Below are 25690 nucleotides of genomic sequence, written 5' to 3' on the forward strand. Positions count from 1 at the left end.
TGCTTGCGCAGGATGGGCGGGGGTTAGAGCCTCAATTGGCTTCGGATTCGCCGCCCTCAGCAGGGGTCTGGAAATTGACGGCGCGACCGGGCACGATGGTGGAGATGGCGTGCTTGTAGACCATCTGCGTCACGGTGTTGCGCAGCAGCACCACGTACTGGTCGAACGATTCGATCTGGCCTTGCAGCTTGATGCCATTGACGAGGTAAATCGACACTGGAATGTGCTCTCGGCGCAGGGTGTTGAGGAACGGGTCTTGTAGAAGTTGCCCTTTATTGCTCACGATATTCTCCGTGTTCTACGAACGTGTTGAGGGGTTTGGAACTTACCATATGGGGATGGCAAGGCCGGCGACAAGAGGCGGCGCGCACAACAGGCCCGCCGTATCGGTTCGGCGCAGTGGAAATTGCCCGACCCAATGGTCGATTGACTCGTTCAGCGCACGTCGCCGTGCTGATTACGATTCTTTATCGGCGTAGGGGTTCCGCGCCGATTTCATTTCCACCCGCAAAGGCGTGCCAACGAGGTCAAACGCCTTGCGAAAGCGCCCTTCCAGGTAACGTTTGTAGGTGTCGGTGACGCCTTCCAGCGAATTGCCATGCACCACGATCACAGGGGGGTTCATGCCGCCCTGGTGCGCGTAGCGCAGTTTGGGGCGGTACATGCCACTGCGCTTGGGCTGCTGGAACTGCACCGCTTCCTGCAACAGGCGTGTAAGTTGCGGGGTCGGCATCTTGCGCATCGCAGCGGCATAGGCCTTGGCGATGGATTTCCACAGCGGGCCCAGGCCCTGGCGCTTTTTGGCCGAGATGAAGTGGATCTCGGCAAATTTCAGAAAGGGCAGGCGCGTTTCGATCGAGCGCTGCACCAGTTCGCGCTGGTAGGCGTCAACCGCGTCCCATTTGTTGACCGCCAGCACCACGGCGCGACCGGCCTCCAGGATGAAGCCGGCGATGTGCGCGTCCTGGTCGGTCACGCCCTGGGTGGCGTCGAGCAAGAGCAAGACCACGTTGGCCGATTCGATCGCCTGCAGTGTCTTGACGACCGAGAACTTCTCGATCGCCTCAAACACCTTGCCTTTGCGGCGCAGGCCAGCGGTGTCGATCAACTCAAACTGCTTGCCGTCGCGCTCGAACGGCACGGTGATGGCGTCGCGCGTAGTACCCGGCAGGTCGTAGGCAACCAGGCGCTCTTCGCCCAGCCAGGCGTTGATCAGGGTGGACTTGCCGACGTTCGGGCGGCCGGCGACGGCCAAGCGGATAACGCCGTCGTCCACCCGCACGTCCTCTTCCGGCTCTTCCGGGATGCCCAGAGCGTCCAGCGCGGCGTCCAGCATGCTGCGCACGCCCTCGCCATGCGCCGCCGACACCGGGATGACTTCGCCCAGGCCCAGTTCGTAAAACTCGGCCAATTGCGTGCCGGCGCGCATGCCCTCGGCCTTGTTGGCCACCAGGATGCAGTTCTTGCCTTGGCGGCGCAGTTCCTTGGCGATGTCGTGGTCCTGGCCCGACAGGCCGTCGCGCGCGTCGACCACGAAGATGACGACGTCGGCCTCGGCGATGGCCTGGCGCGACTGCTTGGCCATCTCGCGAAAGATGCTGCCCTCGCCCGCCTCGGGCTCGAAGCCGCCGGTGTCGATGACGATGTACTCGCGGTTGCCCAGGCGCCCTTGGCCGTAATGGCGGTCACGCGTCAGCCCGGCGAAGTCGGCCACGATCGCGTCCCGGCTCTTGGTGAGCCGGTTGAACAGCGTGGATTTGCCGACGTTGGGGCGCCCGATCAGGGCCAATACGGGTTTCACGGGGGCGCGATCTCTTCAGCGAAAACTCAATCCGGACGGAAGCCGTACACGCCGCCATTGCGCGTGACGACCACCAGCGTGTTGCCCGCCAGCACGGGCGCCACGGCGATGCCGGAGCTGTCCGTGCTCACGCGCGTCAGCGGCGAGCCGTCTTCGCGCGACAAAAAGTGCACCAGGCCAGTTTCGTCGCCCACCACGACCGAGCGGCCCAGCACCAGCGGCGCGGTCAGGTAGCGCCATTGCAGGCGGTCGCTGGCCCAGGCGCGATCGCCGGTGTCGGCACGCCACGCGAACACGCGGCCATCGGACTCGGCGCCGAATACACGCTGGTCGTCGCCATCGACACCGGTAGCCCCATTGGCGGGGCGAGTCCAGGCGACGTTGCCGTTGTAGGTATCCACACAACCGACAGCGGCCTGAAAGGCGCGCGCGCACACCACGTTGCCCTGTCGACGCACACCGCCGACCAGATCGACCAGTCGCTCGACATCGTTGGTGCCACGGGCCGAGGCCACCGGAGCCTCCCAGCGCACGTTGCCGGTATCGGGGTCGACGCCCACGAGACGTCCGGCGAGGCCCGCGACCAGCGTGTTGCCGACAGCCGTGAGCACGCCCGCCTGACGCAGCACCAGCGGCTCTGCGGTGCGCTGAAGGTTCCACAGCAAAGTGCCGGCACTGCCGTCCAGCGCAGTCAGTGAGCGATCGGCCCCCAGCACGAAGACACGGCCACCCGCCACCAGGGGAGCGGTGTAACTCTGTGTCGGCAGGCGGTAGCGCCACACCTCACGGCCGCCCTGCAGCGCGATCACCACGTTGTCGCGTGTCACCACGGCGGTGGTCTTGCCATCGCCACCGACGCCGGCCGACAGCGCGGCGCCTGCGTTGGCGCGGGCGACTTCGCCACCCGTGTTGGCGTCCAGCGTCACCAGACTGCCATCGCTGCCAGCCAGCAGGACCTGCGAGCCGAGCACGCGCACCTGCAGCGGGAAGTTGACGGCGGGAATGCGTGCCGTCCAAGCCGCGCGAACGCCCATCAGGGCGACGTTGGGCGGCAACTCGGCCGGTTTGGGCCTGGCAGAACCGCTGGCGCATCCGGCCAGTACGACCGCGGCAAGCAGACTCGCGCCCAACGCGAGCGAGCGGCTCAGAGCCGTCGTTGATGAGGAGGTGCGCGCCATCACGAAACCGCTCCTGACTTGGTGCCGGCATCAGGGTCAATGCCCAGCGCGTTCAATTTCATGCCGACCAGCCTGCGGTAGTCACCGCTGTCGGCGGTGAGGCCCTGGTACGCCTTGCCGTATTCGGCAGCGGCTTCGACGCGCTTGCCCTGCAGCACCAGCACATCGCCGCGGCGGTCGGCCGCCAGTGGCACGAAGCTGGCCGGGAATGAGCCGGCCAGTTGCTTGAGCGCTTCGTCGTACGCCTTGTCGGCCATCAGCAGGCCCGCGAGGCGCAGTCGTGCGGAGGCCTGTAAACCCTCATCGGAAGCCTTGTCCGCCACCCAGGCCAGCGCCGCCTTGGCTTCGGCCGACTTGGATTTTTCGTGCAGCAGTTTGGCTGCCAGCAGCGCACCCTGCGCAGCGTAGGTCGTGCCGCCGTACTTGTCCTTCATGTCGGCCAGCGTGCGTTCAACGCGTGCGACATCACCGGCATCCACATTGCGGCTGATTTCTTCGTACAGAACGGAAGCCAGCGCGCCCTGACGCCGCTCCCAGTACTGCCAGCCGGTCCAGGCCGCATAGGCGCCCAGGACTGCAATCAGCACCCAAGTGATCAGGTTGCCCCAGCGCTCCCAGAAGTGCTTGATCGCGTCAAGCTGTTCCTGTTCTTCAAGGTCGAGATGTTTGGCCATGTGCGGAAGATTGTTCGGTCAAGCGGTGGATTTTAGGGTGCCCGCCCAGGCGGTCACATCGGCAAGGGGTTGGCGCGTCTGGGCGCCGGCGCCATCGCGCAGCGCCTTAACGGTCACTTCGCCCGCCGCCAGCTCGTCGGCGCCAAAGATCAGGGCGTAGCGCGCCCCCGAGCCGTCGGCGCGCTTGAACTGGCTCTTCATGCTGCCCATGCCTTCGCCGGTGCCCGCGTGCATCTGCACGGCGACGCCGGCGGCGCGCAAGGCGTGCAGCGCACGCAAGGCCTGCGGCAGCGCGGTGGCGTCGGGCAGGATGGCGTAAGCGTCGGGCGTGGCTACGGGGGTCTGAACGCCCTCTTCCTTGAGCAACTCAAGCACGCGTTCGACGCCCAGCGCCCAGCCCACGGCCGGCGCGGCCTTGCCGCCGATCTGCTCGATCAGATAGTCGTAGCGCCCGCCGCCGCAGATCGTTCCCTGCGCGCCCAGGCTGTCGGTGATGAATTCGAATACCGTCAGGTTGTAGTAGTCCAGCCCCCGCACCAGGCGCGGGTTGACGCGCCAGGCGATCCCGTTGGCGTCCAGGATGGCCTGCACGGCGGCGAAGTGCGCCTTCGACGCTTCGCCCAGGTAGTCCATCAGCTTGGGCGCGCCTTCGACCAGCGCCTGCATGGCGGGGTTCTTGGTGTCCAGGATGCGCAGCGGGTTGCTGTGCAAGCGGCGCTTGGCGTCTTCGTCCAACTGGTCGGCGTGCGCTTCGAGGTAGGCGATAAGCGCCGCACGGTGCTCGCGCCGCTCGTCGGGCTGGCCCAGGCTGTTGAGTTCGAGCCGCCACTGCGTGATGCCCAGTTCGCGCCACAGCGACACGGCCAGCAGGATCAACTCGGCATCGACCTCGGGGCCGCCGAAGCCCAACGCCTCGGCACCGATCTGGTGGAACTGGCGGTAGCGCCCGCGTTGCGGCCGCTCGCGCCGGAACATCGGGCCCATGTAGTACAGGCGCTTGCCGCCGTCGTACAGCAGGTTGTGCTCGGCCACGGCGCGCACCACACCGGCGGTGGCTTCGGGGCGCAGGCTCAGGTGCTCGGCGTTGCCTTGCTGGTCCTGACGGTCCTGGAAGGAATACATCTCCTTCTCGACCACGTCCGTCACCTCGCCCAAGCCGCGCGTGAAGAGCTGGGTGTGCTCCATGATCGGCGTGCGGATGTTGCGGTAGGCGTGTGTGGCCATGACGCGGCGCACCACGTCTTCCAGCCATTCCCAGCGCGCCGAATCTGGCGGCAGGATGTCGTTCATGCCTTTCACGGCCGTGATGGAATTGCCTGACATCGATCGAATTACTCTTATTTTAATAGCTGGCCGCGCAGGTGGTTGTAGGGGCTGCGGCCTGTTTTTATCTAAAACTAGCCCTGTGCGGCAGCACCGAACCGCCGCTCGATGTAGTCGGCCACGATCTGGTGGAATTCGTCGGCGATGCGCTCACCGCGCAGCGTCATGGCCTTCTGGCCATCGATGAACACCGGCGCCGCCGGCGCTTCGCCCGTGCCCGGCAGGCTGATGCCGATGTCGGCGTGCTTGCTCTCGCCCGGGCCGTTGACGATACAGCCCATCACCGCCACCTTCAGCGCCTCGACGCCCGGGTACTTGCTGCGCCACACCGGCATCTGCGCGCGCAGGTGGTCGTCGATCTGCTTGGCCAGTTCCTGGAACGTGGTGCTGGTGGTGCGGCCGCAACCCGGGCAGGCGGTCACGCTGGGCACGAAGATGCGCAGGCCGAGCGATTGCAGGATTTCGGACGCGATCACCACCTCCTGCGTGCGCGATTCGCCCGGCTGCGGCGTGAGGCTGACGCGGATCGTGTCGCCCACGCCTTCCTGCAGCAGAATCGACAGCGCCGCGGCCGACGCCACCGTGCCCTTTGTGCCCATGCCGGCTTCGGTGAGGCCCAGGTGCAGCGGGAAGTCGCAGCGGCGGGCGAGCTCGCGGTACACGGCAATCAAATCCTGCACCCCGCTGACCTTGCAGCTCAGAATGACCTGCTCGGGCGCCATGCCCAGCTCGACCGCCTGTTCGGCTGAGCCGATGGCCGACTGGATCAGCGCCTCGTACATGACCTGGCGCGCTTCCCACGGGCGGGCGCGGCGAGCGTTCTCGTCCATCAGGCCAGCCAGCAGGTCCTGGTCGAGGCTGCCCCAGTTGACGCCAATGCGCACCGGCTTGTCCCACTTCAGCGCGGCGTCGATCATCAAGCCGAACTGCGCGTCGCGCTTGGCGCCCTTGCCCACGTTGCCGGGGTTGATGCGGTACTTGGACAGCGCCTGGGCGCAGTCCGGGAAGTCGGTCAGCAGCCGGTGGCCGTTGTAGTGGAAGTCGCCAATCAGGGGCACGTCGATGCCCATCCGGTCCAGCTGTTCGCGGATGTAGGGCACCTGCGCCGCGGCTTCGGGCGTGTTGACGGTGATGCGCACCAGCTCGCTGCCAGCGATCGCCAGTTCCTTGACCTGGATGGCGGTGGCGATCGCGTCCACGGTGTCGGTGTTGGTCATCGACTGCACGCGCACCGGCGCGTCGCCACCCAGCGTGACCACGCGATCGCCCCACACCACGCGCGCCTGGCGCGTGCGGCGCGCGGCAGGCGCCGCAACGGCAATCGGCTGTGGCTCGACAGACTGATCCATCATTTCACCTGGAAGCGCGAGACAGTCGTCTTGCTGAGCGACTTGTGATCGAACGGTTCACCACGCACGGTGACGGTGACCGCATCCTTGCGGCCCACGGTCACAGCCAGCGGCACCTCGCCGTTTAGCTTCACGGTCTCGCCACTGGCCAAAGCCCGGTTGATGAGTTGCTTGCCGTTGGCATCGCGCACCGTCAGCCAGGTCTCGGCGTTGGCCACGAAGGTCAGCAAATCGGAGCCCGAAGAAGCGGCTGCCTCCGCGCCCGATCCCGCCGGCGCTGGCGCCGACGCCACAGACTGTTCAGCCGAGGCCGCGCCGGCTGGCATTTCGGCGGGGGGTGCGGGCTCTGCCACGGGGGCGGCAGGCTCCTGGTTGGCGTCGGCAGTGACTGGCGGCTCGCTGGTGGGCGAGGTCAGCTGGATCGGCAGCGTAGGCAACAGCCACAACGCTAGCGCACCCAGCAGCAAGGCGGCGACCACGATCAGCAAAGGCTTCGAAAAGCTGTTCTTGAGCATCGGCGCCGGCGTGTCGCCCACCCGACGGAACGGCGGATTGGCCACATGGCCCTGCGCACGCAGCCCTGGTGCCGACAGGGGCATGCGTTCCAGCACGGGCGCGGGATCGGCCCCAAAAGCGCGGCAGATCGCAGACGCCAAGCCGCGCGCAAACGTCAAGTCGGGCAGTTCGTCGAAGCGATCGTTTTCCAGGGCATCCAGCTTCTGCAGCGACACCTTCATCGCGCTGGCCACCAAAGCGGCATCGACGCCCGCAGCCTCGCGCAGCTGGCGCAGCATGGCACCGGGCGAAGAGCCCTGCAGAGCAGGCGCAGCGCTGCCTGTCGCGTCAGGTGTCGGCGCGGTATCCGGCGCCGTCTGGCTATGGGTGAAGGTGGAATCGCGCTCAGTCATCGAACGCCCCCCGTTCATAGGCCAGCAATTCGCGCGACTGCGGGAAACGGCGGCGTAGTTGCGATGCGAGTTGTTCCATGGCCTGTCGATTGTTCATGCGGCGCTCCACCCGGATGCCCAGCCACAGCGATTCGGCGTTGGCCAATTCGCTGTTGTTGAGGCGGCGAATGTAGAACTGCGCGCGCTGATAGTCGCCGCGCTTGTACAGCAGCGCCGACAGGTTGTAGGCGGTCACCGGGTTGCCGGCATCCAGTTCGTACGAATGCATCAGCGTCGCTTCGGCACGGGCGTTGTCGCCAGCGCGGCTTTCGCAGATGCCCTGGGTCATTAACGTCCTGGCACGGCCCTGGTAGCTGGGCACGGCAATCGCGCGCTGAAACGACGCCGTCGCTTCAGGGTAGCGCCCTTGCTGGCACTGTAGCCAGCCCAGGTTGTGCATGGCGTTGGCATCGCGCGGATTGGCGCTGATGGCGCGCGCGAAATGCGATTCGGCCATGGCCATCTCGCCCAGCTTCATGTAGATCAGCCCGCCCAGGTTGTACGCATCGCCGAAGCTGGGGTCGACCGCCAGCACCTTCTTCAGCTCATCGAGCGCGATCGTGGTCTGGTTGTTTTCGAAATAACCCGTCGCCAGCGCCAGCCGCGTGCGGGCACGGGCACGGGTCGGGCTGTCGTCCGACGCCGTATGGAGTTCGGTGGGAGCGCCCACCGAACCGCCCGGCGCCGTCGCACAACCGGCCCAGCCGCCCATCAGCAAGACCGCACCGGCGAGCAGCAGCAGCCGATGCGCCGCAGAAGATCGCGATAGCGCAGAGTTCATGTCACAGCCTTTCTCTGGGAGCCGCCACCTTCGGCTTGGGCATCTGTTGCAGCACCACAGTGCGCTGGCGCGCCACGCGATCCTGCACACGGGTGCGATCCTGGACATCCCCGGCCAGCTGGCCGCAGGCGGCGTCGATATCGTCGCCCCGCGTCTTGCGCACCGTGGTCACGATGCCGGCGTCGTTCAGCAGTTTGCCAAACGCCAGCACGCGCGGCATGGGCGAGCGTTTCAGCCCCGACGCGGGGAAGGGGTTGAACGGAATCAGGTTGAACTTGCCGCGCAGGCCCCGTTGACCGTGCGTGCGCATCAGCTCGATCAGCGCCTGGGCATGCTCGGGCGCGTCGTTGACGCCGTCGAGCATGCAGTATTCAAAGGTGATGAAGTCGCGCGGAGCACTGGCCAGGTAGGCGGTGCAGGTGCGCAGCAGTTCATCGATGGGGTATTTCTTGTTGAGCGGCACCAGGTGGTCGCGCAGCTCGTCGGTCGGCGCGTGCAGCGACACGGCCAGCGCCACCGAGCAGTCGCGCGCCAGGCGCTCCATCATCGGCACCACGCCGGAAGTGGACACCGTCACGCGACGGCGCGACAGGCCGTAGCCGTGATCGTCCAGCATGGTGCGCAGCGACGGGATCAAGCGGTCGTAGTTCTGCAGCGGCTCGCCCATGCCCATCATCACCACGTTGGAGATGACGCGCTCGGTGGTCTTGAGGTGCTGGCGCAGGTAATGTTCGGCAAACCACAGCTGCGCCGTGATCTCGGCCGTCGTCAAATTCCGCGAAAAGCCCTGGTGCCCGGTCGAGCAGAAGCGGCAGCCCACGGCGCAACCGGCTTGGGAAGAAACGCACAGCGTGCCCCGATCGTCTTCGGGAATGAACACGGCCTCAACGGCGTTGCCACCACCCACATCGAACAGCCACTTGATGGTACCGTCGCGCGAGTCGTGCTGGCTGATGATGGGCAGCGCCCGGACTTCGGCCACGCCCGCGAGCTTGTCGCGGAAGGCTTTGGCCAGATCGGTCATCTGGCCGAAATCGGCCACGCCGCGCTGGTGGATCCAGCGGAACAGTTGCGTGGCGCGAAAGCGCTTTTCGCCCAGCCCCTCGCAAAACGACGTGAGCCCGTCGAGGTCGAAATCGAGCAGATTGACGGGTGTGGTCATGCGAGCGGGGCCAGGCCGCGGTCGATCAACGCGAGTAGATCGCCAGGCCCGGGAAGAAGAAGGCCACTTCCACGGCAGCGGTTTCAGGGGCGTCCGAGCCGTGCACGGCGTTGGCGTCGATGCTGTCGGCGAAGTCGGCGCGGATGGTGCCCTTGTCGGCCTTCTTGGGGTCGGTGGCGCCCATCAGTTCGCGGTTCTTGGCGATGGCGCCTTCACCTTCCAGCGCCTGGATCATCACCGGGCCGGAGATCATGAAGTCCACCAGGTCCTTGAAGAAGGGGCGCTCCTTGTGCACGGCGTAGAACTGCTCGGCCTCCAGGCGCGACAGGTGCTGCATGCGGGCGGCAACGACTTTCAGGCCAGCGGCTTCAAAGCGCGCGTAGATCTGGCCGATGACGTTCTTGGCGACGGCGTCGGGCTTGATGATGGACAGGGTGCGTTCGGTGGCCATGAGGGTAGGTTCCTGAAAGGGAAAGAAAATTCAATGCCGAATTGGGCAAAGCCTTAGATTTTAACCGGCGTGCATGTCAATGCTGTGCGCAGGGGCGGACGGCGCGCGAGTGGCGTTTGAAGGCCGCTTCGTGGGCCTGCACGGGTCGCGTTACTTGGGCTCCACGCATCCACTTCAACCGCGGCGCCCGCCACCACCGCCGCCGCGCGCAGGCTTGCCACCTTTGCGCCCGCCACCCGCGCCTTCATAGCGCCGCTGGCGCGACAGGCTGTCGGCACCAATGTAACCCTGCGAGGTGCGCAGCGGATCGGGCTGACCGCCCTGCCCACCCTGCCCGCGCGGGCCTTCGCCCGGGTTGGCGCTGGGGGCGCGACGCCGCGCGTTGGGGTTGGCGCCGTAGGCGGCGCGCGGCGCTTCCACATTGCGCGAACCGCCAGGGTTGGACATGTTGGGGCGCGGGCCGCTGCCACGCCCGCGGTCGCCCCGGCCGGGCCGCTTGGCGACCTTGGCGTCATCAACCGGGTCGCGTCCGCCCTGGATCACGTGGCTGGGCGTGCCCGAGGCCGCGCCCAGCGCCTGGATGTCCCGCTCGTGCAGCTCCATCCAGGCGCCGCGCTTCAGGCCGCGCGGCAGCATCATGGCGCCGTAGCGGATGCGGATGAGGCGGCTGACGGCGTGGCCGACCGATTCGATCATGCGCCGCACCTCGCGGTTGCGGCCTTCGGAAATGGTGACGCGGTACCACTGGTTGGCGCCCTCGCCCAGCCCCTCCTCCTTGATGGAGCCGAATTGCGCGATGCCGTCTTCCAGCTGCACGCCGTCCAGCAGGCGCTGCTTTTCCTCGTCGCTCAAGGCGCCGAGCACGCGCACGGCGTATTCGCGCTCCAGCCCGAAGCGCGGGTGCATCAGCCGGTTGGCCAGCTCACCCGAGTTGGTGAACAGCAACAAGCCTTCGGTGTTCAGGTCCAGCCGGCCGACCGACTGCCACTTGCCCTGCTGCAGAAAGGGCAGCTTACGGAACACGGTTGGGCGGTTTTGCGGATCGTCGTGGGTGACGACTTCGCCCACCGGCTTGTGGTAGGCCAGCACGCGCGCCGGTGGCGGCGCAATGCGCACCGTGACCGGACGGCCGTTGATCTTGACCTTGTCACCAAACTGGATGCGCTGACCGACGTGGGCGGGCTGGTTGTTGACCGAGATGCGGCCTTGCTGGATCAGTTGCTCCATCTCCAGGCGCGAGCCCAAACCGGCCTGCGCCAGCACCTTGTGCAGCTTGGGCTGCTCGGCGTCCGGCAGCAGCACGCGTTTGGCGGGCTGGCTCGGGGCATCGGCCGCGCCCTCGTCCGCCTCATCGTCAAAGCGGCCTGAGACCACGTCGTCGAACGCGACGGGCGCTTCTTCCAGCGCGACCTGGTCGGCTTCTCCCGGCGCGGCGCCCTCGCCATCTGCAGCGACGGGCGTGGGCACCTCCAGTGCCTCGCCAAGGTCCGCATCGGCCGGCGGCGCCTTGGGTTGGCGTGCAGCGGTCTTCTTTGCAGCGGTCTTGGCTGCTACTTTTTTGGTAGCTGACCGCGCAGATGGCTCTATGGCCACAGCCCTATTTTTCTTGGATTTTTCGGCCGCGGCGGAAGCCGCGCCCTCGGGCGCGCTGGGGGTGGAATCGGCGGGCTGATCGGTGTTCATGATGGGGTCGAATCGTTCGTGGGGGGCGCGACGGGCGCGTCCGGATCGGCAGGTGCGGCGGTGGCGTCCGCGTGCGCCGCGGTGCCGGCGGGGGTGTCAAGCGCTGGCTCGGTGAGGGGATCGGCGCCGTCGGGTTCGACCGGCACCGCGCCGTGCGGCTCGGCCAGCGACGAATCCGCAGGTGTGTCGGCTGCGGCTTGGTCCTCAGGCACGGGCGACTCAACGGTGCCATCAGGCTGCTCATCAGGCTCCGCTGCATCGACGGCCTGAGCGTCTGCTTCGGGCGACGCCCTCTCAACCACCGCGACCGGCGCTGGCGCCAAGCCATCGATGCTGTCCTGCTGGGGCGCGGGCGCCTCGCTGTCCGCGTCGGGCGCGGCGCCTGCGCCCTGCTCCTCGGCGGGTGCGGCAGGGTCGGCCGGTGCGCCTTCGCCCAGCTCGCTGCCAGCCAGCGCCTCGAACATGCTGGCGACTTCCTCGGTCGGAGCTTCCAGCATCGGCAGCTGGTCGAGCGACTCCAGGCCCAGGTCGTCCAGAAACTGGCGCGTGGTGGCGTACAGGCCCGGGCGGCCGACGGTTTCGCGGTGGCCGATGACTTCGACCCAGCCGCGGTCTTCCAGCTGTTTGAGCAGCAGCGAATTGATGGTCACGCCGCGGATGTCTTCCATGTCGCCGCGCGTGACCGGCTGGCGGTAGGCAATGATGGCCAGCGTCTCCAGCGTCGCGCGGGTGTATTTGGGCGGTTTTTCGGGGTGCAGGCGGTCAAGGTACTCGCGCATTTCGGGCCGGCTTTGAAATCGCCAGCCGCTGGCGACCTGGATCAGTTCGACCCCGCGCGGCGTCCAATCGTCCTGCAGCTCCTGCAGCAGCGATTTCAGCGTGTCGGCGCCCACCTCCTCGGCGAACAGCACACGCATGTCGCGTACCGGCATCGGCTGGGTGGCGCAGATCAGCGCGGTTTCAAGAATGCGCTTGGCGTCCGTTGAATTCACGGTGGCGTACTCGACAGGGCTACGGGTGAGGCCTTGCTGGCGCACCAGCGGTACGGCCAAAAATCGAGCTGCAGAGCCCGACGGGTGCCACAAGGCGCACAACAAACAAGGGCAGCACGGACATGGGGCTGCGGCGACAGGGCTAGGAAAGGGTCAGCGGGCCGGGGCGCCGGGCGGCGAATCCACCGTGCCGGGGGCCGCGCTGTCGTCTGCGGGGATTGTAAGGCCCCACTCGCCCAGCGCCGCGCGGAAGTCGGCCGGCAGCGGCGCCTGGAAATCCAGCGCCTGACCGGTGATCGGGTGGCCGAACGCCAGGCGCCGCGCGTGCAAGGCCTGGCGCTGCATGCCGGCGGCCGGTGCACCGCCGTACAGCGTGTCGCCCACCAGCGGGTGGTGGATGTGGGCGGCGTGCACACGGATCTGGTGGGTGCGCCCGGTGCGCAGCAGGCAGCGCAGCAGGCAACCGCCCTCGGCGTTCTGCAGCAGCTCGAAGGCGGTCTGGGCCGGTTTCCCCGGCTGGCGCAGGGGGTCGACCACGGCCATGCGCAGGCGGTTGCGGGCATCGCGGCCGATGGCGGCGTCGACCTCGCGCCGCTCGGCCGTGCCCCAGGCGTGGTGCGCCAGCGCCAGGTATTCGCGGTGGACGTCGCGTGCGGCGATGGCGGCGACCAGCGCGTCCATGGCTTGGCGCGAGCGCGCCACCACCAGCAGGCCGCTGGTGTCCTTGTCCAGCCGGTGCACGATCCCGGCGCGCGGCAGCTGCGCCGCGCGCGGGTCGCGCCCCAGCAAGGCGTTGAGCAAGGTGCCGCTCCAGTTGCCCGCTGCCGGATGCACCACCATGCCGGCCGGTTTGTGGATGACGGCCAGGTGCTCGTCTTCATAGACCACGTCGAGCGTGATGTCTTGCGGCACGAACGCCTGGCTCATCGGCGTGGGGCGCAGCTCCAGCGCCAGCACCTCCCCGGCCCTGACTTTGCGCGCCGGTTTGGTGACGGGCGCGCCGCCGATCGTGAGGGCGCCGTCCTCGATCAGCTGGCTGAGGTAGCTGCGCGAAAACTCCGGCACCAGCGCGACCAGGGCGCGGTCCAGGCGCTCGCCGTGCTGTTCGGCCGCCAGGGTGAAGCTGCGGCGTTCGACCTCGCCCGTGGCGAGCTCGTCGTCGCTGTCCGGGCCGTGGTCGGCGCCGGGGCCCGGCGGGGGGGTGCCCGATATAATGGCAGAAGCTTGATTCAAGAGGATTACCGCTGATGCGTCGACACAGATTATCGGCCGCGGGCACGGGTGTTCTGGTGCTGGCCGCACTGCTGTCGGCCTGCTCGTCGAAGCCCGTCGACAAGACCGCCGGCTGGAGCCCCAACCGCATCCACGCCGAGGCCAAGGACGAACTCAGCTCCGGCAGCTACGACAAGGCGATTCCGCTGTACGAATCGCTGGAAGGCCGTGCCGCCGGCACCACCCTGGCGCAGCAGGCCCAGCTGGACAAGGCCTACGCCCAGTTCAAGGATGGCCAGAAGGCCGAGGCCATCGCCACGCTTGACCGCTTCATGCGCCTGCACCCCTCCAGCCCGGCGGTGGATTACGCGCTTTACCTGAAGGGCGTCATCAACTTCAACGACGAGTTGGGGCTGCTGTCCTTCCTGTCGCGTCAGGATCTGTCCGAGCGCGACCAGCGCGCTGCCAAGGAAGCGTTCGAGTCGTTCAACGAGGTGGTCACGCGCTTCCCGGATTCGCGCTATGCACCCGATTCGCGTGCGCGCATGCGCTACACCGTGAACGCGCTCGCGCAGTACGAAGTCCACGTTGCGCGCTACTACTACACGCGTGGCGCGTACGTGGCCGCCGTCAACCGCGCCCAGCAAGCGCTGACCGACTACCGCGACGCCCCAGCGCTGGAAGAGGCGCTGTACATCCTGGTGCAGTCCTACGACAAGCTGGGCATGACCGAGTTGCGCGACGACGCCAAACGCGTGCTGGACAAGAACTACCCCAACAGCGAGTTTGTGGCCAAGGGCTTCCGCGCCAATTCCAAGCCGTGGTGGCAGCTTTGGTGAGCGCGCCGGTCGGCGCCTCGTCGGCCTGTCGGGGCGCCTAACGCACCGCTACTGGATCAACCAGACACTTCGTTTTTGATAGCTGGTCGCGCAGGTCCCTGTAGGGCGCACCGGCGATTTCTTTCACTAAACCCGTTGGAGGGTGCTTGGCGCTTTCAGCAATCCGCGGGCCCAACCTTCTACGTGATTGGCAGCTATCCGATTCCACCGGGGCCAGCCATTCATGCCGCAGATGGATTGGACTGCGCCACGCATTTGCTCCTGATTTTGCAGCTGTCCGCGCAGGTGGTTGTAGGGCTACAGGGCGATATGGCCATCAATTCTCTACCGCAGGCGCGCCCTGGCATTGCGCCACCAAGCGGTCTAGCATTTTTGCCAGATCGGCCGGGCCAGCCAGTTGCGGCATGGGCGGCAGCGCGGCCAGCAGACGGCGACCGTAACCCATGTTCAGCAGTCGCGTGTCGCAAATCACCAGCAGCCCGGCGTCCGTCTCGCGGCGGATCAGGCGGCCCGCGCCCTGCTTGAGCGCCACCGCCGCCGCGGGCACGGAATAGGCAGCAAACGCGCTGCGCCCCTGGTCTTCCAACCGCTGGCAGCGCGCCTCAACCAAGGGGTCGCCCGGCGGCGGAAAGGGCAGTTTGTCGATCACGACGCACTGCAGCGCGTCGCCCGGCATATCCACGCCTTCCCAGAACGAGGCGGAGCCGACCAGCACGCAGCCGCGACCCAAGGCATCGCCCGCAGCGGCCCGAAAACGGTCCATCAGCACGCGCTTGGGCAGCGTGCCCTGCAGCAGGACCTCCGGCCCCGCCCGTTCGCCAAAGCGCAGTGCCAGCACCTCGCCGATTGCGCGCAGCGCGCGCAGCGTCGTCGTCAGCACCAGCGTGCGACCACCCAGGCGCTCGGCGATGTCGCCGGCCAGTCGGGCGACATCGCCGCTGTGCTGCGCGTCGGCCGGTCGGGCGATGTCTTCGGGCACATACAGCGCGGCCTGGCGTGCGTAGTCGAAGGGGCTGCCGATCTGCAGCACTTCAGCGTTCTCCAGCCCGCACGGCCCGGTGAACCAGGTCAGGCGCTCGTCCGCGCCCAGCGTGGCCGATACGAACACCCATGCGCGCCGTCCCACCGCTTCCGCGGGTTGGGTGAGCAGCTTGGTCTGCACGGCCTCGGCGATGTCAAGTGGGGATTCGATCAAGCGCAGTCCGGCGGCCACGTCCAGCCAGCGCACGAAACCGGCGGCGCCCGGCGCGCTGAAGCGGGCGGTCCGCTCGCCCAGCTCGCCGGCGCGCTCCTGCAGGCGCGCCAGATCGGGCGCGGTCTCGGCAACCCCGGCAAGCGCCCGCTCCGCTAGCGCCAGCGCGCGCCCAAGACCAGCGATGGCCAAGGCCCAGGCGTCGCGATCAACGCCATCCGGCTCGCGCAGCGTCCAGCGCAGGCGCTGCGTGCTCTTGGCTGGGCCGGCGGCCATGCGCAGGTCGCGCGCAGCGCGTTCCACATCGCCCGCCAACACCAGCCAATCGGCCAGGCCGCGCGCATGCTGAAGGCCCGCCGCCAGCAGGTCCCGTGCGAAGTCGAGGAGTTGCCCCGTGGCCAGGTGCCGGCCAAGGAACTGCACGCCGGTCTCGTTGAGCTGGTGGGCCTCGTCGAAGACCACCACGCGCACCGTCGGCAGCAACTCGGCCATGCCGGATTCGCGCACCGCCATGTCGGCAAAGAACAGATGGTGGTTGATGACGACCACGTCGGCCGCCATCGCATCGCGCCGCGCCTGGTTGACGTGGCACTGGCGAAACTGCGGGCACTCGGCACCGAGGCAGTTCTCACGCGTCGAGGTGACCAGGGGGATCACCGGCGAGCGCTCGTCCAGCCCCGGCATCTCGCCCAAGTCGCCGGTGCGCGTCGCCTGTGCCCAGCGAGCCACCTTGCCAAGCGCCACGCGCAACCCCAGTTCATGGCTGCCCAGTGCAGCTTCGGCAAAGTTCATCCGGTGCCGGCACAGGTAGCTGGCCCGTCCCTTCAGCAGCGCCATGCGCACCGGCACGCCCAGCGCGGCCGCCAGTTGCGGCAAATCGCGCGCGAACAACTGGTCTTGCAGCGCCTTGGTGGCCGTCGAGAGCAGCACGCGTTCGCCCGACAGCAGCGCTGGCACCAGATAGGCAAAGGTCTTGCCCACGCCAGTAGCGGCTTCGGCAACCAGTTCACCCCCCTGCTCCACCGTGCGGGCAATCGCCAGTGCAAGCCGGGTCTGGCCTTCACGCTCACGAAAGCCGTCGGCAGCGCAGGCGAGCGCACCGTCCGGCGCGAATGCCGCCGCCACGGCTTGTTCCAGAGACGTCATGGATTACGAAGCGACAAGAGGAGATCGATGGGAGCACACGGCGCAGGCGCCAGGCAAAAGCGCCCGCAGCCGCGCAGAAATGACCGACCAGCACAGTCAGATGGCAACGCAGGCGAGCGTGCCGAAGTCACGCTGAGGCCAATAAACGTCATCGCGCGAGCCGACCATCGCGAACACCTAACGGCCTGACGACCATTGCATGAATAATAGGGCTTTGCCGTATACCGCCTCAGGCAGCACAAGAATATGGACAAGGGATATCGACTCAGCGCAGCCACCGGCATTCACAAGGGGGACCGCGAATACCAGCAGGATCAAGTCAGCCTGCTTGCTCATCCGCGCGTGGCCGGCTGTGTGATGGGTGTGGTCGCAGACGGCATGGGCGGGCGCACGGGTGGCCGCAAGGCGTCCGATCAAGTGCTGCTGACCTCCCGCCAGCTGTTCGAGCGCTACGCGCCCGACAGCGAAGACGGCGCATCCGCGCTGCGCCAGATCGGTCAAGAGTCTCACTTGGTCATCAAGCTGACCGCCATCGCGGCAGAACAGGAACCGCACAGCACCATGGCGGCCTTCCTGATCAACCCGGGTGGCGAATGCCATTGGGCGCATACCGGCGACTCGCGTCTGTACCACTTTCGCGGCGCCACGCTGGTGCGGCGCACCAAAGACCAGTCTTACGTGCAGGCGCTGGTGGACCAGGGCGAGTTGACCGACGAAGAAGCCATGGTGCACCCCAAGTCGAACGTGCTGCTGGGCTGCCTGGGTACCGAGGGCGAACCTGAGATCGAATCGCACTACATCCCGCAGTTGCAGATTGGCGATTCGCTGCTGGCCTGCTCCGACGGCCTGTGGCACTACTTCACCGACGATGAACTTGGCTCTGTACTGAATTCACTGCCACCGCGTGAAGCCAGCGAGTTCCTGGTCGAGAAAGCGCGTTCACGCGCCATGGGCGGCGGCGACAACCTCTCGCTGGCCATCGTCAAGGTCGAACCCCTGGCAAGCAACAAGCCGCCGATCGGCTCGGCCTTCGCGCCGCTGCGCTGAGCCCGGCGCCGCAACGGCCGCCACGCGCCGGACAGGCGGCCGTGGCGCTCGGCAACACTCTACTGCTTGGGTTCGGCAGCGCGCTGCTTGCCTTCCAGTGTCTTGAGGCGCGCGGTCGTCGTGCGCTGGCGCTCCTGCAGGTTGAGCGCCAGTTCTTCTTCACGCAAACCGTCGAGCGCTCCCCGACGCTGCTTACGGGCGTCCAGCAGGCAATCGTTCACCGCAAAGCGCCGCCAGCATGCGAACTCGGCCTCGCTGTACTGGCGATGGGCGGCGGAGCGCGCATCGCTGACACGTGCGCGTTGAGCAGTCAGCCAGGCGTCGAAATCTTGGTCGTTGAGCCCGGTCGGCGCCTGCACCTGGGGCGGAATCTTTCGCACCACCTCAGCTGGTGGCACCGGGGGCGCCGGCGGAGTGGACGTGCAGCCCGTGACCAGGGCCAGCACCGGGAAGATGAACAGAATCTGGGCGCGCTTCATGTCAAATGAGTATCGACGGTGCGGTGTTCCAGCGCAAGGTACTCGGCCGACTGCATCTCGTTGAGGCGGCTCACCGTGCGCGGGAATTCATGCGCCAGCGGCCCTTCGGTGTACAGCTCTTCCGGAGGCACGGCGGCCGACACGATGAACTTGACGTGGCGGTCGTACAGGACGTCCACCAGCCAGGTGAAGCGGCGCGCCTCCGACGCCATGCGCACCGGCATGTGCGGCACGTCGGACAGCATCACGGTGTTGAACTGCGAGGCGATTTCCAGGTAATCGTTCTGCGAACGCGGACCACCGCACAGTGTGCGGAAGTCGAACCACACCACGCCGCCCGCTCGGCGCCGGGCCTGAATCTCGCGCGCCTCGATGTGCAGCACCGGGTCTTCGTCCGGGCCCGTGGCCAGGCGGTTGAAGGTCTCGGTCATCGCCGCGTCGGCCGCGGCGCCCAGTGGCGTGTGGTACAGCTGCACCTGCTGCAGCGTGCGGTGGCGGTAGTCGGTGCCGTTGTCCACGTTCACCACTTCCATGCGCTCGTTCAGCAACTTGATGGCCGGCAGGATGCGGTCGCGGTGCAGACCGCCCGGGTACAGGTCATCCGGCTTGAAATTGCTGGTGGTGACAAAGCCCACGCCGTTGTCGAACAACGCCACCAAAAGGCGGTGCAGGATCATGGCGTCGGTGACGTCGGCCACGTGAAATTCGTCAAAGCAGATCAGCTTGAACTTGACCGCCATGCGGCGCCCCAACTCGTCCAGCGGGTCGGCGATGCCCTTGAGGCCCGCCAGTTCACGGTGCACCTCGCGCATGAATTCGTGAAAGTGCAGGCGCGTCTTGCGCTTGATTGGCACAGCGTTGTAGAAGCACTCCATGAGGAAGCTCTTGCCGCGCCCCACGCCGCCGTACATGTACACGCCCTTGGGAACGTCCGGGCGGTTGAAAAGCTTCTTGAACGCGTTGCCGCGCTTGCCCTTGTACGCCGCCCAGTCGTCGGCACAACGCTGCAGCGCCGCCACAGCGCGCAACTGGGCCGGGTCGCTCTGAAAGCCCCGGGCCTTCAGCTCGGCCTCGTAGATCTCACGCACGCTGCTCATGGGCAGCCCTCTCCTCAACTATCAATTTGGTAGCTGCCCGCGCATATCGCTGTAGGGCGGGCAGCCGTTTTGACTCACAAACCGGAAAGACCGGCCGTCAGAAGTTGAGCGTGCGCTTGTCCACCGCCAGCGCGGCTTCCTTCGTCGATTCGCTGAGCGACGGGTGCGCGTGGCAGATGCGGGCGATGTCTTCGCTGCTGGCGCGGAAGGCCATGGCCACGCAGGCCTCGGCGATCAGCTCGCTGGCCTGCGGGCCGACGATGTGCACGCCCAGGATCTCGTCCGTGGCCGCGTCGGCCAAGAACTTGACCATGCCCGTGGTGTCGCCCAGCGCGCGCGCGCGGCCGTTGGCCAGGAACGGGAAGGTGCCGGCCTTGTACTTCACGCCTTCGGCCTTCAGTTGCTGCTCGGTCTTGCCGACCCAGGCGATTTCGGGGCTGGTGTAGATCACCCAGGGCACCAGGTTGAAGTCAACGTGCCCGTGCTGGCCAGCGATACGCTCTGCCACCGCCACGCCCTCTTCCTCGGCCTTGTGCGCCAGCATGGGGCCGCGCACGACGTCGCCCACCGCCCACACGCCCGGCAGGTTGGTGCGGCATTCGTCGTCCACCACGACGTCACCGCGCTCGCCCAGCTTCAGGCCCACGGCTTCGGCGTTCAGGCCTTGCGTATTGGGCACGCGGCCGATTGAGACGATCAGCTTGTCCACGTCGAGCTTCTGGGCGTCGCCCTTGGCGTCGGTGTAGGCGACGCTGACGCCCTTCTTGGCGGCCTTGATCTCGCCGACCTTCACACCCAGCTCGATCTTCAGGCCCTGCTTGTCAAAGGCCTTCTTGGCTTCCTTGGCGATCTGCTCGTCCACGGCGCCCAGAAAGGTCGGCAGCGCTTCCAGCACCGTGACTTCGGCGCCCAGGCGGCGCCACACGCTGCCCATTTCCAGCCCGATCACGCCCGAACCGACCAAGCCCAGCTTCTTGGGCACGGCGCCCACGCGCAGCGCACCGTCGTTGCTCAGCACCAGCTCTTCGTCGAACGGCGTGCCGGGCAGGCCGCGGGCGCTGGAGCCCGTGGCGATGATGACCTGCTTGGCCTGCAGCGTTTCGCTCTGCGCGCCGGTGACGGCAATTTCATATCCGCCATCGACCGCCTTCACGAACGAACCACGGCCGTGGAAGAACGCCACCTTGTTCTTCTTGAACAGGTACAGGATGCCGTCGTTGTTCTGCTTGACCACGGCGTCCTTGCGGCCAATCATCTTGGCCACATCCATCTTCAAGCCGCTGACGGCGATGCCGTGCTCGGCAAAGTGCTTGCTGGCGTGCTCGTAATGCTCCGAACTCTGCAGCAGCGCCTTGGACGGGATGCAGCCGACGTTGGTGCAGGTGCCACCGAGCGCGGGGCCGCCCTTGTCGTTCTTCCACTCGTCCACGCAGGCCACGTTCATACCCAGCTGGGCGGCGCGGATGGCGGCGATGTAGCCGCCGGGGCCAGCGCCGATGACGACGACGTCGAATGACTTGCTCATGGGAAAGTTCCTGTCTAGGAGGTGGCCAGCATGGCTGGCACGATCAGCCGATGGACGGGCGCCACCGGCAACATGTACAGACGGCCCAACGCGTTGTGCACCTGCACCACGGTGGAGACCACGATCTTGCGCTCGGCGCGCAGTTTGAGCAGCGAAACCCAGACGTCAAGGTGGCGATCCGCATCGGTCATCACCACCTCGTCCTCGCTCAGGTGCTGCAGCGAAAAAATACCAACCCGGTCGCCCACGGCGTAGGCTCGGTTACCGCCCTGCGCGGGCTTCAAGCGTCCCAGGTCCTTCAAGCCGATCCGCGCCACGACGGCGTTGCGCAGATCCATCGCGCGATCGACCCACCCCGGCGTGCGGCCGACCACCGCCAACCAGCTGTCCATCGCACTGGCTTGCGGTAGAGCGTCGTCGGCCTCGTAGGCGTCATGAAAGTTGGCGCCGCGCAGGCGTGCGTGCACCTGGCTGTGCGGCGGCACGGACACCTTGCGCGCGCGGGGCATCGACCAGTGGCCCGCTCAGATGTCGAACAGCAGGCGCGCCGGCTCTTCCAGCGCTTCCTTCATGGTGACCAGGCTCAGAACGGCTTCGCGGCCGTCAATGATGCGGTGGTCGTACGACATGGCCAGGTAGTTCATCGGGCGCACCACGATCTGGCCGTTTTCCACCACGGCGCGGTCCTTGGTGGCGTGCACGCCCAGGATGGCCGACTGCGGCGGGTTGATGATCGGCGTGGACATCATCGAGCCGAAGGTGCCGCCGTTGGAGATCGAGAAGGTGCCGCCGGTCATCTCTTCGATGCTCAGCTTGCCGTCCTTGGCCTTCTGGCCGTATTCGGCGATCTTCTTCTCGATGTCGGCAAAGCTCATCTGGTCGGCGTTGCGCAGGATCGGCACGACCAGGCCGCGCGGCGAGCTGACGGCGATGCCGATGTCGAAGTAGCCGTGGTAAATGATGTCGTTGCCGTCGATCGAGGCGTTGACGGCCGGGAACTTCTTCAGCGCGTGGACGGCCGCCTTGACAAAGAAGCTCATGAAGCCGAGCTTGACGCCGTGTTCCTTGACGAACTGGTCCTGGAAGGTCTTGCGCAGGTCCATCACCGGCTGCATGTTCACTTCGTTGAACGTCGTCAGGATGGCGTTGGTCGACTGCGACTGCAGCAGGCGCTCCGCAATGCGGGCGCGCAGGCGTGTCATCGGCACGCGCTGCTCAGGGCGGTCGCCCAGATTGGGGGCGGCGGGCGAAGCGACTTGCGGCAGCGCGCTGGTCGGCGCACCGGTCGGGATATTGGCAGGTTTTTGGGCTGCAGCGCTAGAGCCACCTGCGCTGGCAGCTCCCGATTGCATAGCACCCAGCACATCACCCTTGGTCACGCGGCCGTCCTTGCCGGTGCCGGCGACCGAGCCGGCGGCCAGGTTGTTGTCGGCCATCAGCTTGGCGGCGGCGGGCATGGCGATGTCGGACTTGGAGCCACCTGCCGTCGCGGGCGCCGCGGGGGCCGGAGTTGCAGCAGGCGCTGCTGCGGGCGCGGCAGCCGGTGCCGGCGCCGCAGCACCGGCCACGGCAGCGGTGTCGATGCGAGCAATCAGCTGGTCGGCCACGACGGTGGCGCCATCCGGCTGAACGATTTCGGCCAGCACGCCAGCGGACGGCGCGGGCACTTCCAGCACGACCTTGTCGGTTTCGACTTCGACGAGGATCTCGTCGGCCTTGACGGCCTCACCTGCCTTTTTCTTCCATTGCAGCAGCGTGGCTTCGGCCACGGATTCGGACAGCTGCGGTACCTTGACTTCAACGATTGCCATGTTCGTAATCCAGTTTGTTCAGAGCGTGTTCTTCAGGATGCAGGGAGCGGCAGCCGGCCGGTGTGGCGCAAGGCTGCAGCCCCACCCGCTTACTTTTGCAGCACAAAGCCTTTGAGACGACCGAAGGCGGCGTCGATCAGGGCTTTCTGCTGGTCCTGGTGCAGGTGCGCGTAGCCCACCGCCGGCGAGGCGGAGGCGGCGCGGCCCGCGTAGCCCAGCTTCTGGCCGGCCAGCATGTTTTCGTGGATGTAGTGCTGCACGAAGAACCAGGCGCCCTGGTTCTGCGGCTCGTCCTGACACCATACGATCTCGGTCGCGTTGGGGTACTTCTTGATTTCGGTCGCGAACGCCTTGTGCGGGAACGGGTACAACTGCTCGACACGCAGGATGGCAACGTCTTTCACGCCGTTCTCTTCGCGCTTCTTGGCCAGGTCGTAGTAAACCTTGCCCGAGCAGGCGATCACGCGCTTGACACTGTCGGCCTTCAGATCGGCCTTGTCGGCGATCACGGTCTGAAAACCGCCCTTGGTGAACTCGGACACCGGCGAAGTGGCGTCCTTGTTGCGCAGCAGCGACTTGGGCGTCATGATGATCAGCGGCTTGCGCAGCGGGCGGATCATCTGGCGGCGCAGCACATGGAAGATCTGGCTGGCCGTGGTCGGCTGCACGATCTGCATGTTGGTCTCGGCGGCCAACTGCATGAAGCGTTCCAGGCGCGCCGAGGAGTGCTCTGGGCCCTGCCCTTCGTAGCCGTGCGGCAGCATCATGGTCAGGCCGTTGACGCGGCCCCATTTCACTTCACCCGAGGCGATGAACTGGTCGATCAGCACCTGCGCGCCGTTGACGAAGTCGCCAAACTGCGCTTCCCAGATCACCAGGGTTTGCGGGTCGGTCGAGGCGTAACCGTACTCGAAGCCGAGCACGGCTTCTTCCGACAGGATCGAGTCGATCACGACGAACGGCGCCTGGCCGTCGGAAACGTGTTGCAGCGGGACGTAGGTGCCGACGTCCCACTTCTCGCGCTTCTGATCGTGCAGCACAGCGTGGCGGTGCACGAAGGTGCCGCGGCCACTGTCTTCGCCCGACAGGCGGATCGGGTAGCCGCTGGCCACCAGCGAAGCAAAAGCCATGCTTTCGCCCATGCCCCAGTCGACGTTGATCTCACCGCGGCCCATGGCAGCGCGGTCTTCCAGCACCTTCTTGACCAGCGTGTGCACCGTGAAGCCTTCCGGCACGGTGGTGATGCGCTCGGCCAGGCGCTTCCACTCGGCCAGCGGAATCGACGTGTCGGCCACGTCGGTCCACTTCTGGTTCAGGTGGGGCTGCCAGTCGACGGCGTACTTGCTCTTGAAGTTGGTCAGCACCGGGTCAAACGTGTGCTTGCCCGCGTCCATGGCGGCGCGGTAGGCGGCCACCATCTCGTCGGGACCACCTTCGGTCAACACGCCCTGGGCGATCAGCTTGTCGCCATAGAGGCGGCGCGTGCCGGGGTGCTTGCCGATCTTGGTGTACATCAGCGGCTGGGTGAGCATGGGGGTGTCCTGCTCGTTGTGGCCCAGCTTGCGGTAGCAGACGATGTCCACCACCACGTCCTGATTGAATTCCTGCCGGTACTGCAGCGCCAACTGCATGCACAGCACCACGGCCTCGGGGTCGTCGCCGTTCACGTGCAGAACCGGCGCCTCGATCATCTTGACCACGTCGGTGCAGTACAGCGTGGAGCGCGTGTCGCGCGGGTCGCTGGTGGTGAAGCCGATCTGGTTGTTGATGACGATGTGGACCGTGCCGCCGGTGTAGTAGCCACGGGTCTGCGCCAGCGCCAGCGTTTCCATGACCACGCCCTGGCCGGCGAAGGCCGCATCGCCGTGCACCAGCACGGGCAGGACGGTGTCGCCTTCGTGGTCGCCACGGCGGTCCAGACGCGCACGCACGCTGCCTTCCACCACCGGGTTCACGATCTCGAGGTGCGATGGGTTGAAAGCCAGCGACAGGTGCACCGGGCCGCCGGCCGTGCTGACGTCGCTGGAAAAGCCCTGGTGGTACTTCACGTCACCGGCGGGCAGTTCCTCAGGTGCGGTGTGGTCGAACTCGGCAAACAGCATCGACGGCATCTTGCCCAGCGTGTTGACCAGCACGTTCAGGCGGCCGCGGTGGGCCATGCCGATCACAATTTCCTGCACGCCTTCGGTGCCCGCCTTCTGGATCAGCTCGTCCATGGCGACGATGAAGCTTTCGCCACCCTCGAGCGAGAAACGCTTCTGGCCCACGTACTTGGTGTGCAGGAAACGCTCCAGCCCTTCGGCGGCCGTCAGGCGCTCCAGCACGTGCTTTTTCTGCTCCGCGTCGAGGTGCGGATTGGTGCGCGCGCTCTCCAGCTTTTCCTGCCACCAGCGCTTCTGGCCCTGGTCGGTGATGTACATGTACTCGGCGCCGATGGTGCCGCAGTAAGTCTCGCGCAGCGCGTTCAGCAGGTCGCGCAGAGACATGGTGTCCTTGCCGAAGAACGTGTTGCTGGTGTTGAACACCGTTTCCATGTCGGCGTCGGTGAAGCCGTAGAACGCCGGGTCCAGTTCGGGGATGTCCTGGCGCTCAGTGCGCTTGAGCGGATCCAGATCGGCCCAGCGCGCACCCACGTTGCGGTAGGCGGCAATCAGCTGCTGGACGGCGGTGCGCTTGCGGCCCAGCTCGGAGTCGGCGCCAGACGCCACGACCACCTGCGTGCCGCCCTGCTTGGCCCGCTCGGCAAAGGCGTTAATGACCGGCAAGTGCGGCACATCGCGCGCGCTGCTGCCGTCGACGGCGGGGACATGCTGGAGGGCATCGAAATACTCGCGCCACGAATCCGGCACGCTGCCCGGATTGGCGAGGTAGTTTTCATACATCTCTTCCACATACGGCGCGTTGCCGCCGAAGAGATAGCTGTTGCCCTGATAGGTGGTGTAGACGGTTTTCGTCTCGTTCATGGCGTACGCTGACCTTTCACCTCCCTTCAGGAGGATCG

Annotated in this window: 22 protein-coding genes; 2 read left to right on the top strand and 20 right to left on the bottom strand. The window is 66.6% G+C overall.

Going from position 1 to position 25690, the window contains the following annotated elements:
- Positions 1-31: 31 nt before the first annotated feature.
- The 13 genes from hfq to FVQ98_RS02035 all read right to left on the bottom strand — a co-directional run bounded on the left by hfq (position 32) and on the right by FVQ98_RS02035 (position 13574).
- Positions 32-283 carry an RNA chaperone Hfq gene (gene hfq / locus FVQ98_RS01975; protein ID WP_147911724.1) on the bottom strand — a complete coding sequence of 84 codons (252 nt, stop codon included), beginning with the start codon at positions 281-283 and terminating at the stop codon, positions 32-34.
- Between the two features lie 174 nt (positions 284-457).
- The gene (gene der, locus FVQ98_RS01980; protein ID WP_147911725.1) at positions 458-1801 is read right to left on the bottom strand and encodes a ribosome biogenesis GTPase Der; all 1344 of its coding nucleotides are present in this window, start codon (positions 1799-1801) and stop codon (positions 458-460) included.
- A 26-nt stretch (positions 1802-1827) separates the two neighbouring features.
- A complete protein-coding gene (bamB, locus tag FVQ98_RS01985) occupies positions 1828-2979 on the bottom strand; it encodes an outer membrane protein assembly factor BamB (RefSeq protein WP_147911726.1) in 1152 nt (383 codons plus the stop codon).
- Positions 2979-3653, bottom strand: a complete 675-nt coding sequence (locus FVQ98_RS01990) for a YfgM family protein (protein WP_147911727.1) — start codon at positions 3651-3653, stop codon at positions 2979-2981. The genes bamB and FVQ98_RS01990 overlap by 1 nt, the downstream gene beginning before the upstream one ends.
- Before the next feature lie 18 nt (positions 3654-3671).
- Positions 3672-4976 (bottom strand): histidine--tRNA ligase, encoded by a 1305-nt coding sequence (hisS, locus tag FVQ98_RS01995; RefSeq protein WP_147911728.1) that lies wholly within the window; start codon positions 4974-4976, stop codon positions 3672-3674.
- 74 nt (positions 4977-5050) lie between these two features.
- Positions 5051-6325, bottom strand: coding sequence for a flavodoxin-dependent (E)-4-hydroxy-3-methylbut-2-enyl-diphosphate synthase (ispG, locus tag FVQ98_RS02000; protein ID WP_147911729.1), 1275 nt, complete (start codon positions 6323-6325; stop codon positions 5051-5053).
- On the bottom strand, positions 6325-7233 hold the full coding sequence (locus tag FVQ98_RS02005; RefSeq protein WP_187265591.1) for a helix-turn-helix domain-containing protein: 909 nt from the start codon (positions 7231-7233) through the stop codon (positions 6325-6327). Before FVQ98_RS02005 ends, ispG begins: the two co-directional genes overlap by 1 nt.
- Entirely contained in the window at positions 7226-8053 is an 828-nt protein-coding gene (pilW, locus tag FVQ98_RS02010) for a type IV pilus biogenesis/stability protein PilW (protein ID WP_147911731.1), read from the bottom strand. The genes FVQ98_RS02005 and pilW overlap by 8 nt, the downstream gene beginning before the upstream one ends.
- Position 8054: 1 nt before the next feature.
- Entirely contained in the window at positions 8055-9215 is a 1161-nt protein-coding gene (gene rlmN, locus FVQ98_RS02015; protein WP_147911732.1) for a 23S rRNA (adenine(2503)-C(2))-methyltransferase RlmN, read from the bottom strand.
- A gap of 25 nt (positions 9216-9240) precedes the next feature.
- Positions 9241-9666, bottom strand: coding sequence for a nucleoside-diphosphate kinase (ndk, locus tag FVQ98_RS02020; RefSeq protein WP_147911733.1), 426 nt, complete (start codon positions 9664-9666; stop codon positions 9241-9243).
- A 174-nt stretch (positions 9667-9840) separates the two neighbouring features.
- Positions 9841-11349 (bottom strand): pseudouridine synthase, encoded by a 1509-nt coding sequence (locus FVQ98_RS02025; protein WP_147911734.1) that lies wholly within the window; start codon positions 11347-11349, stop codon positions 9841-9843.
- Complete coding sequence (scpB, locus tag FVQ98_RS02030; protein WP_147911787.1) at positions 11346-12341, bottom strand: SMC-Scp complex subunit ScpB; 996 nt, start codon at positions 12339-12341, stop codon at positions 11346-11348. Before scpB ends, FVQ98_RS02025 begins: the two co-directional genes overlap by 4 nt.
- A 153-nt stretch (positions 12342-12494) precedes the next feature.
- Positions 12495-13574 (bottom strand): RluA family pseudouridine synthase, encoded by a 1080-nt coding sequence (locus FVQ98_RS02035; protein WP_255507573.1) that lies wholly within the window; start codon positions 13572-13574, stop codon positions 12495-12497.
- Positions 13575-13588: 14 nt separating this feature from the next.
- On the opposite strand from FVQ98_RS02035, the gene FVQ98_RS02040 reads away from it, so the two are divergent.
- Positions 13589-14392: an outer membrane protein assembly factor BamD gene (locus FVQ98_RS02040; RefSeq protein ID WP_147911735.1), complete on the top strand. Its 804-nt coding sequence runs from the start codon at positions 13589-13591 to the stop codon at positions 14390-14392.
- A gap of 316 nt (positions 14393-14708) precedes the next feature.
- Here the strand turns inward: FVQ98_RS02040 and FVQ98_RS02045 are convergent, their stop codons facing one another.
- Positions 14709-16730: an ATP-dependent DNA helicase gene (locus FVQ98_RS02045; protein ID WP_147911736.1), complete on the bottom strand. Its 2022-nt coding sequence runs from the start codon at positions 16728-16730 to the stop codon at positions 14709-14711.
- A gap of 246 nt (positions 16731-16976) precedes the next feature.
- Here FVQ98_RS02045 and FVQ98_RS02050 point away from each other — a divergent pair, with 246 nt between their 5' ends.
- Entirely contained in the window at positions 16977-17777 is an 801-nt protein-coding gene (locus tag FVQ98_RS02050) for a PP2C family protein-serine/threonine phosphatase (protein ID WP_147911737.1), read from the top strand.
- Positions 17778-17836: 59 nt separating this feature from the next.
- On the opposite strand, the gene FVQ98_RS02055 is transcribed toward FVQ98_RS02050, so the two are convergent.
- The 6 genes from FVQ98_RS02055 to FVQ98_RS02080 all read right to left on the bottom strand — a co-directional run bounded on the left by FVQ98_RS02055 (position 17837) and on the right by FVQ98_RS02080 (position 25652).
- Positions 17837-18256, bottom strand: coding sequence for a hypothetical protein (locus FVQ98_RS02055; protein ID WP_147911738.1), 420 nt, complete (start codon positions 18254-18256; stop codon positions 17837-17839).
- Complete coding sequence (gene zapE, locus FVQ98_RS02060) at positions 18253-19353, bottom strand: cell division protein ZapE (protein WP_147911739.1); 1101 nt, start codon at positions 19351-19353, stop codon at positions 18253-18255. The genes FVQ98_RS02055 and zapE overlap by 4 nt, the downstream gene beginning before the upstream one ends.
- Before the next feature lie 97 nt (positions 19354-19450).
- Positions 19451-20878, bottom strand: a complete 1428-nt coding sequence (lpdA, locus tag FVQ98_RS02065) for a dihydrolipoyl dehydrogenase (protein WP_147911740.1) — start codon at positions 20876-20878, stop codon at positions 19451-19453.
- Between the two features lie 14 nt (positions 20879-20892).
- Positions 20893-21387 (bottom strand): DUF2867 domain-containing protein, encoded by a 495-nt coding sequence (locus tag FVQ98_RS02070; protein ID WP_147911741.1) that lies wholly within the window; start codon positions 21385-21387, stop codon positions 20893-20895.
- 15 nt (positions 21388-21402) lie between these two features.
- Entirely contained in the window at positions 21403-22689 is a 1287-nt protein-coding gene (gene odhB, locus FVQ98_RS02075; RefSeq protein ID WP_147911742.1) for a 2-oxoglutarate dehydrogenase complex dihydrolipoyllysine-residue succinyltransferase, read from the bottom strand.
- Positions 22690-22778: 89 nt separating this feature from the next.
- The gene (locus tag FVQ98_RS02080) at positions 22779-25652 is read right to left on the bottom strand and encodes a 2-oxoglutarate dehydrogenase E1 component (protein WP_147911743.1); all 2874 of its coding nucleotides are present in this window, start codon (positions 25650-25652) and stop codon (positions 22779-22781) included.
- Positions 25653-25690: the final 38 nt, after the last annotated feature.

The organism is Ottowia flava (assembly GCF_008017535.1).
In the GTDB taxonomy this organism is placed as follows: domain Bacteria; phylum Pseudomonadota; class Gammaproteobacteria; order Burkholderiales; family Burkholderiaceae_C; genus Ottowia; species Ottowia flava.